We start from the raw sequence: 18776 nt of genomic DNA, 5'->3' as shown, positions 1-18776 counted from the left end.
GCCAGAGACGCGAGTCTCTGGCTTTCCAGGAAGCTGAAAATGAACACAGGATTTAAAACTTTCGTCTGCGCCGGCGCGGTCATTCTGGTGGCGGACGAATTATCCGCAGCAGACCGATCCGATAGCCTCGATGCGCTGCTGTATGCTCAAACAGTCGCCGCCCATAAAGTGTCCGATGGCCGCGACGTTGAATCATGGGCCCACGCTAATAAAATGGCATTGAGAGCCACCGGTGCCCTGTTGCTGGACAACCCAGGCGTAAATTTTCCGGCGCCTTTACCTGAAAGCTTTACCGTGTTGGAGTTGGCAACCAGACTTCTGCACAGCTGGATTCCCGCGACGGTCACACGCTTGTGCGCTTCAGCGATCGAGTTGCAGTTGAAGCAAGTCTCCGCCGCGGTTGCTAATCAGAGTATCCAGCCACATGTTTTGTTGGAGGGGAATTGCATCAGATTTATGTTGGGCTTTGTTTCTTCCGGGATCGCGGTATCGACTGTGGTCGTGTCTTTTGAAGTTGCAGAAATCGTCGTCGATAATGTGCTTTATCATCGTTTCAATAACAAAAGTATCCAGGGCCGCGTGTTTGTCGAAGGCTACAAAGCGCTGATCGATCCCGAGGATTATGGTTTTTCCCGGGCCAAGGTTATCTCGTTACTGGGCGAGCGCCGCCAAGAGCAAATCATCGCGTTGGCCTGAAATGCCCGCGAGGGCAATGCCCGTCGAGGGATATGTCTTGCAAAACCGACGGGCAGACTTTTCATGCCGGTGAACAAAGCAGGCATAATACCGCGCCTTTCCCTCGCAACCGGTTCGCCCCTTGAACGAACGCCCGATGTCCACTGCCATACGCCCCTCGGCTTGTCCGGGGTTGCTGCGTATCGTTCAGGCATTGGATGGGGGGATCTGTCGGATCAAACTCAACGGTGGCTCGATCAGTGCCGATCAGGCAGATGCGGTGGCGGATGCGGCACAACAGTTCGCCAGCGGCGCCATCGAGGCGACCAACCGCGCCAATCTGCAGATTCGCGGGATCGGCGCGCAGTCCTCTGCATTGATCGACAACCTGTTGGCTGCCGGCCTCGGCCCGCGATCCGCCGCCGGCGACGACGTGCGCAACCTGATGCTCAGCCCGGCTGCCGGGATCGACCAGCAGATGCAATTCGACACTCGTCCGCTCGCCGAACAGATCCTCGATACCCTGCAAAACCATCCGCGCTTTCATGAGTTGAGCGCCAAGTTCGCCGTGCAACTGGACGGCGCTGAAGCCTTGGCGATGCTCGAACACCCGCATGACCTGTGGTTGTCGGCCTTCAAAAGGGACGGCGAGACATTGCTGGCATTCGGTCTGGCCGGTTGCCCGACGGATCGTGCGCTTGGTGCGGTGGCACTGGACAACGGCCATGCGCTGGTGGTCGCGGTGCTCGAATTGTTCCTTGAACTGGCGCGCCCTGAGCAAACGCGGATGCGCCATTTGCTCAGCGAAATGACGCCTGAGCTGTTTCTTGAAAAACTCGCTCAGCGGGTCACCCTGCAAGCTGTCAGCGATTGGAAGCGAACGCCGGCAGCGGACAATCTGCACATCGGCGTTCATCCGCAAAATACCTCGGATTTGGTGTACATCGGCGCCGTACCAGCGCTCGGTCGTCTCGATCCGACGATGCTGCGCGGTGTCGCACAATTGGCTCGCCAGTTCGGCAACGGCCACCTGCGTTTCACCCCGTGGCAAAGCCTGTTGCTGCCCGACGTCAAAATCACTGACGCCGCCGAGGTGCTGCAAGGCCTCAAGCAACTCAACCTGCTGACCGAGCCGAGCGAACCGCTGTCGCGCCTGATTGCCTGCACCGGTTCCAACGGCTGCGGCAAAGGCCTCGCCGACACCAAACAGGACGCCCGCCATCTGGCGACGCTGCTGCCCTCGGCGCTCAGCGTGCACCTGTCCGGTTGCTCGCGCTCCTGCGCCGCCGCGCACCATGCGCCGGTGACGTTGCTGGCGGTCAGCCCCGGTCATTACGACCTCTATTTTCGCGATGCAACGCTGCCGGGTTTCGGCGCGTTGCACGCACGCAATCTTACTATTGAAGCGGCCGCGACCCTGCTCGACGCCCGCTCCCGGAGCCCCCTTGATGCTTGATTACATTCGCGACGGTCAGGAGATCTATCGCAACTCCTTCGCGATCATTCGCAGCGAAGCCAACCTCGTGCGAGTCCCGGCCGATCTGGAAAAACTCGCGGTGCGGGTGATTCACGCCTGCGGCATGGTCGAGGCCATCGACGGTCTGCAGTTTTCCGAAGGCGCGGGCAAGGCCGGGCGCGAGGCGCTGGCCGCCGGTGCGCCGATTCTGTGTGATGCGCGGATGGTCTCCGAAGGCGTGACCCGCGCGCGCCTGCCGGCCAACAACGAAGTGATCTGCACCCTGCGCGATGACAGCGTGCCGGAGCTGGCGCGCGAGCTGGGCAACACTCGTTCCGCCGCTGCGCTGGAACTGTGGCGTCCGCACCTTGAAGGCAGTGTTGTGGTGATCGGCAACGCGCCGACTGCGCTGTTCTATCTGCTGGAAATGCTCGATGCCGGCGCACCAAAACCGGCGCTGATTCTGGGCTTCCCGGTCGGCTTCGTCGGCGCCGCCGAATCGAAAGCGGCACTGGCCGCCGACAGCCGTGGCGTGCCGTTCGTGATCATGCAAGGCCGCCTCGGTGGCAGCGCCATGGCCGCCGCCGCCGTCAATGCCCTCGCCACGGAGATTGAATGATGCAGGCTAAAGGACGTTTGATTGGCCTGGGCGTCGGCCCCGGTGATCCGGAACTGATTACCGTCAAGGCGCTGCGCTTGCTGCGCGAATCGCCGGTGGTCGCGTACTTCGTCGCCAAGGGCAAAAAGGGCAACGCGTTCGGCATCATCGAAGCGCACCTGCAAGAAGCGCAGAACCTGCTGCCGCTGGTGTATCCGGTGACTACCGAAGCATTGCCGGCGCCGCTTTCTTACGAACAAGTCATCAGCGATTTCTACGATGAAGCCGCCGAAACCGTCGCCGCGCATCTCGATGCCGGTCGCGATGTCGCGGTGATTTGCGAAGGTGATCCGTTCTTCTACGGCTCCTACATGTACCTGCACGATCGCCTCGCCACGCGCTATGAAGCGCAAGTGGTGCCGGGCGTTTGCTCGATGCTCGGTGGCGCTTCGGTGCTGGGCGCGCCGTTGGTGTATCGCAATCAAAGCCTGTCGGTGCTCTCCGGCGTGTTGCCCCATGAAGAATTGAAGCGACGTCTGGCCGATGCTGACGCCGCCGTGATCATGAAGCTTGGGCGCAACTTCCCGAAAGTGCGTCAGGTGCTGGAAGAACTCGGTCTGGCCGAGCGCGCGCTGTATGTCGAGCGCGCGACCATGGCCAATCAGAAAATCGTGCCGATGGATCAGGTGGAGCCGATGTCCTCGCCGTACTTCTCGCTGATCATCGTGCCGGGCGAACGGTGGCAGGGCTGATGACTCACTCAATACCCGCGATCGTCATTCTTGGTCAGGCCAGCCTGGCCACGGCCCGTCGCATTCAGCAGGTCTATCCGGCGGCGCAGATCCACGGCCTCGCCGGGCGCGTTGAAGGCGCCGACTGCAGCTATCAGGAATTCGGCGCGACCTTGCGCGATCTGTATCAGCACAACACGCCGATCATTGCCCTGTGTGCGGCAGGCATCGTTATTCGCACACTGGCGCCGCTGTTGCTGGAGAAGGGCGCCGAACCTGCCGTGCTCGCAGTGGCTGAAGATGGCAGCGCGGTGGTGCCGCTGCTCGGCGGCCTCGGCGGGGTGAATGTCATGGCGCGGGAAATCGCTGCCGGACTGCAAGTGACGGCGGCGATCACCACCAGTGGCGAATTGCGTTTCGGTACCTGCCTGCTCAATCCACCCAGCGGTTATGCGCTCGCCGATCTGGAACTGGGCAAGCGTTTTGTCTCCGACCTGCTAGCCGGGCACAGCGTGCGTATTGAAGGCGAGGCGCCGTGGCTGGATCAGGCGCAACTGCAGGAAGATCCGCAGGCGCAGCGTTCGATTCATGTCAGCAGTGCTGAGCGTGAAGCCAGCGCCAACGAATTACTGATTTATCCGCGCAGTGTGGCGGTGGCGGTCACTGCCGACGTTGCCGATCTACCGAGCGCCGTTCGCAAAGCATTGCAGCAAGCAAAAATTGCGCTGCAGTCGCTGGCGTGTCTGGTCGCCGCTGACAGTGAAATGGCTTCGGCGAACTTGCGTGATGCAGCGCTTGAACTGGGCGTGCCGTTGCGATTTGTCGCGGCGCAAACTGATCTCGAAGCATTGGCACTTAATGCCGTACCTTCAGCGAGCATTGTGACCGCAAACAACCTTGCCATCGCGATTGCCGAGCAGCCGCTGGACGTTGCTCATGTCGGCCGCCCACGCGGTCGTCTCGCCGTCATCGGTCTTGGCCCCGGCGCTGCCGAACTGATGGTTCCCGCCGTCAAAGCCGAACTGGCGCGTTGTACCGATGTGCTCGGCTACGAAACCTATGTGCGCATGGCCGGCCCGTTCCGCGACGATCAAGTGCAGCATTGCACCGACAACCGCGAAGAAATGCAGCGCGCGCGTCATGCTTTCAGGCTGGCAGCTGAAGGTCGTTCGGTGATCGTCGTTTCTTCGGGCGATCCCGGCGTGTTCGCCATGGCGGCGGCGGTGCTCGAAGCGCTGCACGAGTCGGATGATCCCGCCTGGCACAGCGTCGATCTGGAAATTCTTCCCGGCGTTTCCGCTTCGCTGGCCACCGCCGCACAGGCCGGTGCGCCGCTGGGGCACGACTTCTGTGTGATGTCGCTGTCGGACAACCTCAAACCATGGTCGATTATCGAGAAGCGGTTGGATCTGGCGGCGGAAGCGGATCTGGCGCTGGCGTTCTACAACCCTATTTCCAAGGCGCGGCCATGGCAGTTGGGGCGAGCGCTGGAAATCGTCGCGCAACACCGCACGCCAGAAACGCCAGTGGTTTTGGGGCGGGACATTGGCCGACCGGGGCAAACATTGCGCACCACCACGCTGGGCGCGCTGACACCGGATCAGGTGGACATGCGCACGATGGTGCTGATCGGTTCGTCCACCACTTGCACCTTTCCTCGCGCAACTGGGGGTGATTGGGTTTACACGCCGCGCTGGTATGGCGAGAAGCCAAAAGGCTGATGCAAAAAAAGCGGCTCTTCGGAGCCGCTTTTTATTTCTGCGTTTACCAAGGGTTCAGATCAGGGCACCAGATAACCCTTCACCCCGGTGAAGATGATTTGCGCCGCCAGCGCGCAGACGAACAATCCCATCAAACGGCTGACAATCTGCAAGCCCTGATCACCGAGAATTCGCTCGATGCGGTTCGACAGATAGAGCACCACGCCAACCGTGAAGCTGGCCAGAATGATGCTGAGAATCGCCGTGAGCTTATCGTCCCAGTGCGGCTGGCTAACGCCCATCACCAGCAAGGCACCGATGGTGCCGGGGCCGACGGTGATCGGAATGGTCAGCGGCACGATGGTCACGTCCTGTTGGACATTGTCTGCCTGCACCGCCGATTTACCCTGCGCCATGCCCAGTGCCGAGATAAAAAGCACGCTGCCGGCGCCGATGCGGAACGCATCCACGGTAATGCCGAAGACATCGAAAATCACTCGCCCGAACAGGTACAGCAAGACGCTGGAAATCAGCGTGGCGGCGGCGACTTTCCAGGCCAGGCGCCGTTGTTCCTTGCGCGAGTAGCCACGGGTCAGGGTAATGAAGCACGACAACACGAAGAACGGGCTGTAAAGCACCAGCATCTTCAGGTAAACGCTGAACAACACGTGGAGCATGGTGCTGGCTCACTGGCGAGGGTAGTCGTGGGGGAGTCTAACAGGCGTTACGACGGTTGGGTTGTCGCGCGATTCTGCTGATCACGCTCAGCCACCCAATGCTCGATCAACTCGCGCAACTGCGACAATTCCACCGGTTTGGACATGTGCCCGTCCATGCCGGCCTGACGCGCGCGCTCTTTGTGTTCGGCAAGAATGTGCGCGGTCAGCGCGACGATCGGCGTGCGGATGCGCTGGTTGCTGACTTCCCAGGCGCGCAATTGTTGCGTCGCCGAGAAGCCATCGAGAATCGGCATTTCGCAGTCCATCAACACCAGATCGTACCGCTGCGCTTTCATCGCTTGCAGGGCTTCTTCGCCGTTGCTGGCAGTGTCCGGTTGCAGGTTGAGCTTGCCGAGCATGCCGCGAATCACTTTGGTCGAAATCGTGTTGTCTTCGGCGACGAGGATGCGGAAATCGCTCGGCACTTTCGCTGCCGTGGCGGCGGTGACCACTTGCGGCTGGAACACCACCTGACCTTTGTTGCGCTGGTTTAGTTCGTCCGCCAGCGTGGTCTTGAGGGTGTAGCCGGCCACCGGTTTGGCCAGAATGCGTTTGATCCCCGAGTTGCGCGCGATGATCTTGCTCGGCGCGTTGCTGATGCCGGTGAGCATGATCAGCAGAATGTCGTGATTGAGGCTCGGGTCTTCCTTGATCTTCGCCGCGAGCTGCATGCCGGTCATGCCGGGCATGTTCTGATCGAGCAACACCACATCGAAATAATCGCGCAGGTGCGCTTTGGTGCGCAGCAGGGCCAGCGCTTCCTTGCCCGACGGCACGGCGCTGACATTCAAGCCCCAGGCGCTGCATTGCTGCACCAGCACTTTGCGGCAGGTGTCGTTGTCGTCGACCACCAATACGCGCGCGCCTTGCAATGGGCTGTCGAGATCGGAGGTCGGGTGTTCGAGACGATCCGGATCCAGCGGCAAAGTCAGCCACAACGTGCTGCCCTGCGTGGCGCCGCTCTTGATGCCGAATTCACCCTGCATCAAACGAATCAGTTGTCGCGCGATGACCAGCCCGAGATTGCCGCCCAGACGATTCGCCGAGAGGAAGTGTTTGCTGTGCAGTTCGGCGTGCATCAGCGCATCGCGTTCTTCCTGCTCCATCGGCGCGCCGCTGTCCTGCACGGCGATGCGCAGACGCGGTTTGCTGCTGCGCTCGTCGAGGGCAACGACGATCAGCACTTCGCCTTCTTCGGTTTTCTTCAGGGCGTTTTCCAGCAGGCTGAGCAAGGTCTGGCGCAAGCGGGTCGGATCGCCGCTGATGACGCGCGGGACTTGCGGCTGAATGAAACTGATCAGTTCGACGTTCTGCTGTTCGGCCTTGGCGCGGTAGATGCTCAGGCAATCGTCGATCAACGCATTGAGATCGAACTGCACATCGTCCAGTTCGATTTGCCCCGACTCGAGTTTGGAGATGTCGAGAATCTCGTTGATCAGCGTCAGCAGTTCGTTGCCGGCGCTGTGGATGGTCTGCACGTAGTCACGTTGCTTGACCGACAGCGGCGTGCCGAGCAGCAGTTCAGTCATGCCCAGCACACCGTTCATCGGCGTGCGGATTTCGTGGCTGATCTTGGCGAGGAATTCGGCTTTGGCGTTGATCTCGGCGTTGCTCGCGGCGAGGTCGCGGCTGACGCTGAAACGGCTCTCGGTGATGCTGCGCTGACGTTCGCCGAGGGCGATGCTCATCAACAGACCGCTGACGCAGATGAACGCCATCAGCGTCATGATCAAGCCTTGCGGCGACACCAGTGTCAGCCCCAGCAGCGCCGGCAAAATAATCAGCGTGCCGATGTTGAACACCACCATGGCCGCCACGAACAGACGCGCCGGGCGATAACCTTTTTGCCAGTGATAGACGCCGACGAACAACATGCTCAGACCGGCGAGTGCCACCAATGCGTAGGTGATGATGTTCAGCGGCAGTGTATTGACGAACAACAGCAGCAGGCTGCAGATGACAATGAACAGGATGTCGGCCATCAGCAGCTTGTTCAGCGGGTGCGGGCCGAGCGGGCCGAAGAAGCGATAAGCAAACATCAAACCGGCGGGGGCGGTCAGCAGCAGCGCCAGATAAGCGCCCGGCGTCTGGATCGCGTGCCAGTTCGGCAGCCAGGGCCCGAGCAGATTGAGCAAGAGCAACAGGCTCAAGCCCAGCAGGCCTTCGCAAACTGCCAGCCACAAGCTGCTGCGTGAACGCGAATAGCTGTAACGCACCACGTTATGCAGCAGGAGCATGGCGAGGCAGCCGAACAGCAAACCGAAAATCAGCGAATGGTTTTGATTGGCCGCGCTCATCACGGCCGATTGCAGGGTGATGTGCGGACGCAATTGATGGTCGGAGACCATCCGTAAATAAACGTCGAGGGGTTTGTCGCTTTGCGGCAGGGCGAGCATGAAGTCGCTGCTGGGCAACGGTCGTTCGGCCTGCGGTTGCTCGGTGCCGGTGTTGCGTTGCTCGATCAACTGGTCGCCGTCGAGCACGTACAGATTGAGCTGCGACAGGTCGGGGGCAAAGATGCGCAGCACTTGTTCGTGCTTGCCCGGCGCCAGTCTGAAGCGCAGCCACAGTGCACCATCGGGCTCGGACGCGGTGAGGCGCTCAAGGTCGATGGGGCTGAATTGATTGGTATAGCGAGCGGAGCGGATGTCGCTCAGTTGCAGATTGCCCTGATCGTCGAGCAATACCGACCAGCCACTGCCTTGTGCGGCCTGGGCCGGAAGCATGCAGAGCAAGGTCAGCATCGTGACGGTGAAGCTTATGGCAATCCTGAGCCAGCGCACGGCGAAATCCCTTCGTAGGTTGATGCCAGAATATAACGATGCGCCGCGGCGGAACAGCCCGGCGAGGAACGGTATCCCTCGCCGGACTTGATGAACAGCTTATTCCTGAATTTCGCCACGTTCACGGGCAATGGCGCGGTAGCCAATGTCCTTGCGGTAGAAGCTGCCTTCCCAGTCGATGGCTGCTGCCAGCTTGTACGCTTGCTGCTGCGCTTCACCGACGCTTGCGCCCATTGCGGTGGCGCAGAGTACGCGACCACCGGCGGTGACAACCTGGCCATCCTTCAACGCAGTACCGGCGTGGAAGACTTTGCCTTCCAGCTTCGCCGCTGCGTCGAGACCGTTGATCGCCGCGCCCTTGGCGTAGTCGCCCGGGTAGCCGCCAGCGGCCAGTACGATGCCGACGCTCGGGCGTGGATCCCACTGTGCTTCAACCTTGTCCAGCGCTTGCGCCAGAGCGGCTTCGACCAACAGCACCAGGCTCGATTGCAGACGCAGCATCACCGGTTGGGTTTCCGGGTCGCCGAAGCGGCAGTTGAACTCGATGACTTTCGGGTTACCGGCCTTGTCGATCATCAGACCGGCATAAAGGAAACCGGTGTAGACGTTGCCTTCCTCAGCCATGCCGCGCACGGTCGGCCAGATCACCAGATCCATCACGCGCTTGTGCACGTCGGCAGTGACCACCGGGGCAGGGGAGTAAGCACCCATGCCGCCCGTGTTCGGGCCGCTGTCGCCGTCGCCCACACGTTTGTGATCCTGGCTGGTGGCCATCGGCAGCACGTTTTTGCCGTCGACCATGACGATGAACGACGCTTCTTCGCCGTCGAGGAACTCTTCGATCACCACGCGCGAACCGGCGTCACCGAAAGCGTTGCCAGCGAGCATATCGCGCACGGCGTCTTCGGCTTCGGCCAGGGTCATGGCGACGATCACGCCTTTACCGGCGGCCAGGCCATCGGCCTTGATCACGATCGGTGCGCCTTTTTCACGCAGATAAGCCAGGGCCGGCTCGATCTCGGTGAAGTTCTGGTAATCGGCGGTCGGGATCTTGTGACGGGCGAGGAAATCCTTGGTGAAGGCTTTCGAGCCTTCCAGCTGTGCAGCGCCGGCAGTCGGGCCGAAGCAGTCCAGACCACGGGCGCGGAACAGGTCAACGACGCCAGCCACCAGCGGCACTTCCGGGCCGACGATGGTCAGGGAAACGTTTTTCTCGGCGAAGTCGGCCAGTTGCTCAAGGGCCAGCACGTCGATGGCGACGTTTTCGCACTTGGCTTCAATGGCGGTGCCAGCGTTGCCCGGTGCAACAAAAACCTTCTGCACGCGCGGATCCTGAGCCACTTTCCAGGCCAGAGCGTGTTCACGGCCACCGCTGCCAATGATCAAAACATTCATTTCAAAAACCTCAAAAATCTGTGGGGCGCTACCAGACCTCAGCATTCAAACCCTGTAGGAGCTGCCGAAGGCTGCGATCTTTTGATCTTGCTCTTTTAAAAGACAAGATCAAAAGATCGCAGCCTGCGGCAGCTCCTACATGGCTCCTGCATGCAGAGGGAGCGAAAAATCAGTGACGGAAGTGGCGCATGCCGGTGAATACCATGGCGATGCCGGCTTCGTCAGCGGCGGCAATCACTTCAGCGTCACGCATCGAGCCACCTGGCTGGATCACCGCAGTGATACCGACCTTGGCCGCGTTATCCAGACCGTCGCGGAACGGGAAGAACGCGTCCGAGGCCATCACCGAACCGGCGACTTGCAGACCAGCGTGCTCAGCTTTGATCGCAGCGATACGCGCCGAGTTTACGCGGCTCATCTGGCCAGCGCCGACACCGATGGTCTGACGGTTCTTGGCGTAGACGATGGCGTTGGACTTAACGTACTTGGCAACTTTCCAGGCGAAGATCAGGTCATGGATTTCCTGCTCGGTCGGCGCACGTTTGGTCACGACTTTCAGGTCATCGGCGCTGATCATGCCGATGTCGCGGCTCTGTACCAGCAGGCCGCCGTTGACGCGCTTGTAGTCCCACGCTGCAGCGCGGTCAGCCGACCACTCGCCGCAGGCCAGCAGGCGCACGTTAGCTTTAGCCGCAACAATGGCGCGGGCTTCTTCGCTGACGCTTGGGGCGATGATCACTTCAACGAACTGACGCTCGACGATCGCCTTGGCGGTCTCGGCATCCAGTTCACGGTTGAAGGCGATGATGCCGCCGAACGCCGACTCGGTGTCGGTGGCGTAGGCCAGTTCGTAGGCCTGACGAATGCCGCCTTCAGCGTCCGGGCTCACCGCAACACCGCACGGGTTGGCGTGCTTGACGATGACGCAGGCTGGCTTGACGAAGCTCTTCACGCATTCCAGCGCGGCGTCGGTGTCGGCCACGTTGTTGTACGAGAGTTCTTTGCCTTGCAGTTGGGTCGCGGTGGCGATGCCGACTTCAGCCGGTTTGGCTTCAACGTAGAACGCCGCGCTCTGGTGCGGGTTCTCGCCGTAGCGCATTTCCTGCGCCTTGATGAACTGGCTGTTGAAGGTGCGCGGGAATTCGCTGCGACCTTCAGTGCTCAGGGTTTCAGCGGCCTGATTCACGGTGCCCATGTAGTTGGCGATCATGCCGTCGTAGGCAGCGGTGTGTTCGAATGCCTTGAGCATCAGGTCGAAGCGCTGAGCGTAGGTCAGGCCACCGGCCTTGAGGCCTTCCAGCACGCTGGCGTAATCGCTGGCATTCACCACTATCGCGACGTCTTTGTGGTTTTTCGCTGCCGAACGCACCATGGTCGGGCCGCCGATGTCGATGTTTTCGATCGCGGTCGGCAGGTCGCAACCTGGCTTGTTGATGGTGGCTTCGAACGGGTAGAGGTTAACGGCAACCAGATCGATCGGCTTGATGCCGTGCTCGTTCATGATCGCGTCATCGATACCGCGACGACCGAGGATGCCGCCGTGGATTTTCGGGTGCAGGGTTTTCACCCGACCGTCCATCATCTCGGCGAAACCGGTGTAATCCGCGACTTCCACTGCGGCAACACCGTTGTCGCGCAGCAGCTTGAACGTTCCGCCGGTGGAGAGGATCTCGACGCCCAGAGCTTCAAGCTCCTTGGCGAATTCGAGGATCCCGGTCTTGTCGGAAACGCTGATCAAGGCGCGGCGGATCGGCAGGCGGGTAGTCTGGTCGGTCATCTCAATTTCCATCAAAAGCAAAGGAAGTCAGCAAAAAAGGCGACCGTTTTTTACGCGGGCGCCTTTCTGGTTTGATTGAATGCTTACAGCAGATCGTACTGCTTGAGTTTCTTGCGCAGCGTGCCTCGGTTGAGACCGAGCAGCTCGCTGGCCTTGGTCTGGTTGCCCTTGACGTAATTCATCACGCTTTCGAGCAGGGGCGCCTCGACTTCGGAGAGCACCAGGTTGTACACATCCGTGACGGACGCGCCCTCAAGGTGGGCGAAATAATTGTGCAGCGCCTTCTCGACACTCCCGCGAAGGGTCTGACCTTCTTCGCTCGGGGTATTGAGGTGCTGTTTCAAATTCACGTTGTCGCTCACGGGTGCTGTTCCACTCACTAAAGTCTCGGTCATCATCGTCATGCGGCCACCCCTTCTTCGTCCCCTGTCAGGCTCTTGTAATGCTCGGCGAAGAACTCCCGAACATTGGCGCATTGTGTTTCCGTACCATCCAAACGATTGAAGTGGGCGCGAAACTCCTTGGCGCCCGGCAAGGTTGCGAGATACCAGCCCACATGCTTGCGCGCAATGCGCACGCCCATCACATCCCCATAGAAAGCGTGAAGTGCGGCCAGATGCTCTAGCAGTATGTGTTCCACTTCGACCAACTGCGGCGCCGGCAATTTCTCGCCCGTGCGCAGGTAATGATCGATCTCGCGAAAAATCCATGGCCGCCCTTGAGCGGCGCGGCCTACCAACAGGCCATCGGCTCCGGTCGCGTCGAGCACGTAACGGGCCTTCTCCGGCGAATCAATGTCGCCATTGGCAAACACCGGAATCGACACGGCCTGCTTGATCGCGGCAATCGTGTCGTATTCGGCTTCACCTTTGTACAGATCGGCGCGAGTGCGGCCATGCACTGCCAGCGCGGTGATCCCGGCCTGCTCGGCGATCTTCGCCACGGTCAGACCGTTCTTGTTGTCGCGATCCCAACCGGTGCGGATCTTCAGGGTGACCGGCACATCAACCGCAGCCACAACGGCCTGCAGGATCTCGGTCACCAGTGCTTCATCTTTCAACAGCGCGGAACCGGCGGCCTTGTTGCAGACCTTCTTTGCCGGGCAACCCATATTGATATCAATAATCTGTGCGCCCAGCTCTACGTTGGCCCGGGCTGCATCCGCCAGCATCTGCGCGTCGCCACCGGCAATCTGTACCGAGCGTGGCTCGGGATCGCCTTCGTGGATCATGCGCATGCGCGACTTGCGGGTGTTCCACAAGCTCATGTCGCTGGTGACCATTTCCGAGACTACAAGCCCTGCGCCTAAACGCTTGCACAGCTGACGAAAGGGCTGATCGGTGACGCCCGCCATCGGGGCGAGAATCAAGCCGTTCTGCAATATGTATGGGCCGATGCGTACCGCCGACATAGGACTTCCCTGAAGTGGGGCCGGATCATGAGAGTTCGAAAAAGGGTTGGCATGATACCCGCTCTCGATGACTGGATAAAGGCTGAATTGAACAAAATCTGAACAGTTATTCTGTTATTGCCAGCGGTTTGGTTGCCCGCTGCTCAGTCAGAAAACTGCCGTCAATCGAGAAACGGTGAAGCGATTCACTCGGGCGAGTGAAAACTCAGGCTGTAATTCACCGCTTTCGGGCCTGGATCGAGAATATCCAGCGCAATGTGGATCGGCGTCTGTGGTGGCATTTCCGCCAATCCTTCGAGATCACCGCTCAGGTATTCGCCGGGTTTGAACCGACGACTGGCAATCAAGTGACCGTTGAGGTCGGCGAAACGCAGTTCCAGCAGCGGAAACGGCTGCGAGAACGTCGCGCGGTTATAGATGATCGCGTCGACCACCAAGGCACCGCTGAACTCCGGATGGCTGCGCACCACCAGATTGCTGCTTTTAATGCGGGCAATGTCGACTTTCGACGGCACGCTGCAGCCGATCTGCGGGCAGATCTCCTGGAACCATGGTCGGTATTGATCCTGCCGCGCCAGTTCGTCGAAATGGTAAGCAACGTACTGCGCGCCGAGACCGCCCGCCGCCAGCAGCACCAACAACAGCCAAAGCATCCGCCGGCCCCACGGCGAGCGGCGCTTCTGCCAGTCGAGTTGCAGCGGGTCGTCGGTCAGATCCTGCAGGACTTCGGCGCGCACGCCGGGGTCTGCGCGGTCACGCTTTTTGCGCAACGGGGTGATCGTTGGCAGGTCGTCGTCTTCGCTGTCGTCGCTGGCGGAAAAACGTTCGCGACGGGCGTTCGGATCGATCGGGTCGTGCAGGCGCAATTGCGGGATGGCCGGCTCATCGTCGAGATCCACCGGTTCCAGCGACAACGAAGGCTCGGTGCGCGCGGATTTCACCGGCTCGATGTCGACAACTTCTGGCTCGTGTTCTTCGTGCTCTTCGTGTTCGGCAGCGTGCTCATCAGCGCGTTCGCTGAACAGAGTATCGCGCCAGACCGTTTCATCCGGCTCAGGGCTGTCGCGGCGGGCGCTCAGGGAATCTTCGCGTTGACGACCGAATTCGGTGGTCGGCTGGATTTCCCGTTGTTCGAGGCGGGCGAGTTCTTCGTCCAGATCGAGGCTGTCGAGATCAAGCTCGGACGCGCTCCATTGTTTTTGGCTGATGGCGCGCGGTGCGGGCGGCTCGATGATGGGCGGCGGCTCGATAACGGGCGCGGCCTCGACAATCGGCGCAGGCTCGACAATCGATGGCGCGACCGGCGTCACCGCGTCCTTGCCGGCGTGTTGTTCCAGCAGCTGTTTGGCCGCGTTGAACACTTGCAGGCAGGAGCCGCAGCGAACCACCCCGCGGGCCACGCTCAATTGAGCATGGCTGACACGGAAACTGGTTTGGCAATGCGGGCACTGGGTGACGAAGCTGTCGGTCATGCGGCGATCCGGATTGTGCAGGCGGTCATATTAGCGCCGACGGCCGGTGATGCGCACCCAGCCATCGCGATTGGCGATCGGGTCGAGGTCGAAATCCTGCGCGTAAGCGGCGGCGACTTCATCACCTTGCTCGGCAAGAATGCCCGACAACGCCAGACGGCCACCGGATTTCACCAGGCTGGACAGTTGCGGCGCCAGCGAAACCAGCGGGCCGGCGAGAATATTGGCGACCAGCACATCAGCTTGCACCTGCGGCAGATCTTCCGGCAGGTACAGCGGGAACAGTTCATCAGCGATGTTGTTGCGCCCAGCGTTGTCGCGCGATGCTTCCAGCGCCTGCACATCGATGTCGGTGCCGACCGCTTCTTTCGCGCCGAGCAGCAGCGCGGCAATGGCCAGAATCCCCGAGCCGCAGCCAAAATCGAGCACGTTGCAGTCTTTCAGATCCTGACCGTCGAGCCATTCCAGGCACAGTGCGGTGGTCGGGTGCGTGCCAGTGCCGAAGGCCAAACCCGGATCGAGCAGCAGGTTGACCGCGTCAGGCTCCGGCGCGGCGTGCCAGCTCGGCACAATCCACAGGCGCTGACCGAAACGCATCGGCTCAAAACCGTCCATCCAGCTGCGTTCCCAATCCTGATCTTCGATGACTTCGCTGTGATGCTCGGGCAGCGGGCTGCCGGTCAGCAGTTCGAGATGGGCCAGAACCGGTGCCGGTTCGGTGCCGCCTTCGAACAGCGCCAGCAGATGCGTGTGCGCCCACAGCGGGGTGGTATTGAGTTCCGGTTCGAAGATCGGCTGATCTTCAGCGTCCATGAAGGTCACCGACACAGCGCCCACTTCAAGGAAAGCGTCTTCGTAGGTTTCGGCTTGTTCCGGGCTGATGGCGAGACGTACTTGCAGCCAAGGCATGGCGGGCACCTTTGAAAAATATTGATTGCAGCCTAGCGGCCGGCGAGAAGCGCGCAAGTTTACGCGAGCGCGCGGCAGAACACGAACATGGTTGAAGATCAAAAGATCGCAGCCTTCGGCAGCTCCTACAGGGGATTTATGTCGTTTCTGGATTGTTCATTGACGTTGAGCCATTGCTGGCCTTTGGTCGTCAGCCGATAGCGTTGTAGTCGGCTGTTTGGCTGTTCGGGAAGCGTCATCTCCAAGGCATCAGCAGCGAGGGCCGGCAGAATGTATGCCTTGCGGAAGTGGTCGGCATTTTTCAAATGCATGGCGTCTTGCAGTTCTCGTCTGCTCATTTCACCGGAAACCACTTTGAGTAATGCAGCGACTTCCATGGTGACTTCCATGGTGACTTCCATGGTGGAGTGTCCAGCCGCGCTTTTTGCTTTGATTGTCTGCGGGTGGGCAGGCAGTCGAACAACATAGGAAATGCGCTCGTCATCGGTTTCAAAGAGTGGAGGAGGTGAGCCGTTATTGGTCATGACCTTAAGTATTTTGGGTATTCCCGTCGACCGGCCCTCGGTCAAATCCAGCTCTTTGAGAAACTCGCCGATTCGCCGGTTACGATAACGACGACTTACCGCTCGCCCCAGCCGCAGGTCTTCCATTCGTATCGAACGGTCTGGCCCCGGAAAGCTCAGAATCACAAGCTCTGTCTGGCTGATGCGCACCTCAATAGGCTCTCGTTCCTCATATGAACGGTGGTAAACCGCATTGACCAGTGCTTCCTCAATCGCCGTGAACGGGAAATTCCATACGCGAGTGGCCTCTGCTCGGTCTGCATGCTTGATGACCGTTTCATGCAGAAAGTTGCGCTGAATATAGGCCAAGGCTTCGCGAGTGATTGAGGCGAGTGGGCCTTTGAAGACCTTTTCATCAAAGCGATCACCGTCGCTTCCTTCCGGGAACCATAGGACATCGATTTGTGTGCCGGGAAAAAAGTGATGGGGCGAGTCATTGAAAAACATCAGTCCTACGTTTTTTGGCCACGGTGATTCCGTTGGGCCGCCCACAATGTTCATTTGCCGGCCGAGTGCTTCAGTGGATAAATCATCTGCGTCCTCGGCGAGGGCGCTGCCAATTTCCTGCAGAAAGCCATGCATCAACGGTTTGGAAAGATCAGTGACGCGAGCGCCAAGGTTGAAGCGATCATCAAACGGGACTTTGGCGGCAAGGCTCAAGAGTTCGTGTTCGATTTCACCTTTTGCTTCGACGGTGCTGCTGTAGCGACGGATGTAATAGTGCAGGCTTCGATGTTTGGCGGTTACTGCGGCGGGGGCTTTGTAAGGGCGGTTTTGTCCGCCTGGGGCCCACAGTACGATGAGCTTGCGGGACTCGACTTCTTCCACACTCAATACCGGGAAGTAGGCGGGTCGAATAGATTGGCATGCAGCTAACAGTTCGAGTTGAATCTTGTCGATATCTTGATCGGCAATGCCTTGTGGAGGAAATAGCGGTACGCCGTGCTCATCACACTCCTGACCAATGACGATATAACCACCACCCAGGTTTTCGAAATCATTGGCGAATGCGCAGAGCGTGCGAATGATCGGGTCAGGGTTCCAGCCTTTTTTGTACTCGATGCGCTCACTTTCGACCGTGCGCTGACGCAATAAATCGTTGAGATTGATAGGGAGTTTTTGAGGCATGGGCTGACTCTGTTTTCGTCAGCACGGTGCTGGCAAGTCCGCGATTATAGGCAGCCTGCACAGGCTACTGCCCGCCAGTAATGTTTCAAAATGACAGTATGAAACCTGCAGAAACAACAAAGCCGCCCGAAGGCGGCTTTGTCTGGTGCGGGCTGAAGCTTAGTGCTTCTCGCCAGCCAGCTTGTGCTCGAGGTAGTGAATGTTCACACCGCCCTTGCAGAAGCCTTCGTCACGAACCAGATCACGGTGCAGCGGGATGTTGGTCTTGATCCCGTCAACCACGATTTCGTCCAGGGCATTGCGCATGCGCGCCATGGCTTCGTCGCGGGTCGCGCCGTAAGTGATCAGCTTGCCGATCAGCGAGTCGTAGTTCGGTGGAACGGCATAGCCACTGTACAGGTGCGAATCGACGCGAACGCCGTTGCCGCCTGGAGCGTGGAAATGCTTGACCGTACCCGGGCTCGGCATGAAGGTTTTCGGGTCTTCAGCGTTGATCCGGCATTCCAGCGAGTGACCGCGGATTACCACATCATCCTGAGTGAACGACAGCTTGTTGCCAGCGGCGATGCTGAGCATCTCCTTGACGATGTCGATGCCGGTGACCATTTCCGAAACCGGGTGCTCCACCTGAACACGGGTGTTCATTTCGATGAAGTAGAAACGACCGTTCTCGTACAGGAACTCGAAAGTACCCGCGCCGCGGTAGCCGATGTCGATGCACGCCTTGACGCAGCGAGCCAGTACTTCTTCGCGAGCCTTCTCGTCGATGCCCGGTGCCGGCGCTTCTTCGAGAACTTTCTGGTGACGACGTTGCAGCGAGCAATCGCGGTCGCCCAGGTGGATCGCATGACCCTGGCCGTCGGACAGCACCTGAACTTCGACGTGGCGCGGGTTGGTCAGGAATTTTTCCAGATACACCATCGGGTTGCCGAACGCCGCGCCAGCTTCGGTGCGGGTCAGTTTGGCGAAGGCGATCAGGTCTTCTTCCTTGTGCACAACGCGCATGCCGCGACCACCACCGCCGCCAGCGGCTTTGATGATCACCGGATAGCCGACTTCACGACCAATGCGCAGCGCCGTTTCTTCGTCTTCCGGCAGTGGGCCGTCGGAACCTGGAACGGTAGGAACGCCCGCTTCGATCATCGCGTGCTTGGCCGATACCTTGTCGCCCATCAGGCGAATGGTTTCGGCTTTCGGGCCAATGAAAGCGAAGCCGGAGTTCTCGACTTGCTCGGCAAAATCGGCGTTTTCCGCGAGGAAACCGTAGCCTGGGTGAATGGCGGTAGCGCCAGTCACTTCAGCGGCAGCGATGATGGCCGGGATGTGCAGGTAGGACTGAGCGGCAGACGCCGGGCCGATGCAGACGGATTCGTCTGCCAGACCCAGGTGCATCAGCTCTTTGTCGGCCTTGGAGTAAACGGCGACGGTCTAGATGACCAAATCATTGCAGGCACGCACA

The 18776-nt window shown here is 59.9% G+C and carries 14 protein-coding genes and 1 pseudogene; 5 read left to right on the top strand and 10 right to left on the bottom strand.

Annotated elements, in window-relative coordinates; genetic code table 11:
- Positions 1 to 39: 39 nt before the first annotated feature.
- From ACIP66_RS11230 to cobJ, 5 genes are all read left to right on the top strand, one after another.
- Positions 40 to 696, top strand: coding sequence for a hypothetical protein (locus tag ACIP66_RS11230; RefSeq protein WP_400647992.1), 657 nt, complete (start codon positions 40 to 42; stop codon positions 694 to 696).
- Between the two features lie 136 nt (positions 697 to 832).
- The gene (gene cobG / locus ACIP66_RS11225; RefSeq protein ID WP_400647990.1) at positions 833 to 2131 is read left to right on the top strand and encodes a precorrin-3B synthase; all 1299 of its coding nucleotides are present in this window, start codon (positions 833 to 835) and stop codon (positions 2129 to 2131) included.
- Complete coding sequence (locus ACIP66_RS11220) at positions 2124 to 2750, top strand: precorrin-8X methylmutase (protein ID WP_400647987.1); 627 nt, start codon at positions 2124 to 2126, stop codon at positions 2748 to 2750. Before cobG ends, ACIP66_RS11220 begins: the two co-directional genes overlap by 8 nt.
- Entirely contained in the window at positions 2747 to 3481 is a 735-nt protein-coding gene (locus ACIP66_RS11215) for a precorrin-2 C(20)-methyltransferase (RefSeq protein ID WP_370872600.1), read from the top strand. The genes ACIP66_RS11220 and ACIP66_RS11215 overlap by 4 nt, the downstream gene beginning before the upstream one ends.
- A complete protein-coding gene (cobJ, locus tag ACIP66_RS11210) occupies positions 3481 to 5181 on the top strand; it encodes a precorrin-3B C(17)-methyltransferase (RefSeq protein WP_400647983.1) in 1701 nt (566 codons plus the stop codon). Before ACIP66_RS11215 ends, cobJ begins: the two co-directional genes overlap by 1 nt.
- 59 nt (positions 5182 to 5240) lie before the next feature.
- On the opposite strand, the gene ACIP66_RS11205 is transcribed toward cobJ, so the two are convergent.
- From ACIP66_RS11205 to accC, 10 genes and pseudogenes are all read right to left on the bottom strand, one after another.
- Positions 5241 to 5837 carry a MarC family protein gene (locus tag ACIP66_RS11205; protein ID WP_400647980.1) on the bottom strand — a complete coding sequence of 199 codons (597 nt, stop codon included), beginning with the start codon at positions 5835 to 5837 and terminating at the stop codon, positions 5241 to 5243.
- A 47-nt stretch (positions 5838 to 5884) separates the two neighbouring features.
- Positions 5885 to 8662 carry a hybrid sensor histidine kinase/response regulator gene (locus ACIP66_RS11200; protein WP_212549808.1) on the bottom strand — a complete coding sequence of 926 codons (2778 nt, stop codon included), beginning with the start codon at positions 8660 to 8662 and terminating at the stop codon, positions 5885 to 5887.
- Between the two features lie 99 nt (positions 8663 to 8761).
- Positions 8762 to 10057: a phosphoribosylamine--glycine ligase gene (gene purD, locus ACIP66_RS11195; RefSeq protein WP_400647977.1), complete on the bottom strand. Its 1296-nt coding sequence runs from the start codon at positions 10055 to 10057 to the stop codon at positions 8762 to 8764.
- Between the two features lie 169 nt (positions 10058 to 10226).
- Complete coding sequence (purH, locus tag ACIP66_RS11190; protein ID WP_053116902.1) at positions 10227 to 11834, bottom strand: bifunctional phosphoribosylaminoimidazolecarboxamide formyltransferase/IMP cyclohydrolase; 1608 nt, start codon at positions 11832 to 11834, stop codon at positions 10227 to 10229.
- Positions 11835 to 11917: 83 nt separating this feature from the next.
- The gene (fis, locus tag ACIP66_RS11185; RefSeq protein ID WP_003221275.1) at positions 11918 to 12238 is read right to left on the bottom strand and encodes a DNA-binding transcriptional regulator Fis; all 321 of its coding nucleotides are present in this window, start codon (positions 12236 to 12238) and stop codon (positions 11918 to 11920) included.
- The gene (gene dusB, locus ACIP66_RS11180) at positions 12235 to 13245 is read right to left on the bottom strand and encodes a tRNA dihydrouridine synthase DusB (RefSeq protein ID WP_400647973.1); all 1011 of its coding nucleotides are present in this window, start codon (positions 13243 to 13245) and stop codon (positions 12235 to 12237) included. Before dusB ends, fis begins: the two co-directional genes overlap by 4 nt.
- Positions 13246 to 13430: 185 nt before the next feature.
- Positions 13431 to 14717, bottom strand: a complete 1287-nt coding sequence (locus ACIP66_RS11175) for a DUF3426 domain-containing protein (protein ID WP_400647969.1) — start codon at positions 14715 to 14717, stop codon at positions 13431 to 13433.
- Between the two features lie 30 nt (positions 14718 to 14747).
- Positions 14748 to 15626: a 50S ribosomal protein L11 methyltransferase gene (gene prmA / locus ACIP66_RS11170; RefSeq protein ID WP_053116905.1), complete on the bottom strand. Its 879-nt coding sequence runs from the start codon at positions 15624 to 15626 to the stop codon at positions 14748 to 14750.
- Between the two features lie 125 nt (positions 15627 to 15751).
- Positions 15752 to 17317 (bottom strand): Fic family protein, encoded by a 1566-nt coding sequence (locus tag ACIP66_RS11165; protein ID WP_400647965.1) that lies wholly within the window; start codon positions 17315 to 17317, stop codon positions 15752 to 15754.
- Between the two features lie 159 nt (positions 17318 to 17476).
- Positions 17477 to 18775 (bottom strand): annotated as a pseudogene (gene accC / locus ACIP66_RS11160) (acetyl-CoA carboxylase biotin carboxylase subunit).
- Position 18776 lies beyond the last annotated feature (1 nt).

Origin of the sequence: Pseudomonas sp. NPDC088429, from assembly GCF_044753305.1 — a bacterium.
GTDB lineage: Bacteria > Pseudomonadota > Gammaproteobacteria > Pseudomonadales > Pseudomonadaceae > Aquipseudomonas > Aquipseudomonas rustica.
This window is presented reverse-complemented; position numbering and strand designations above follow the sequence as displayed.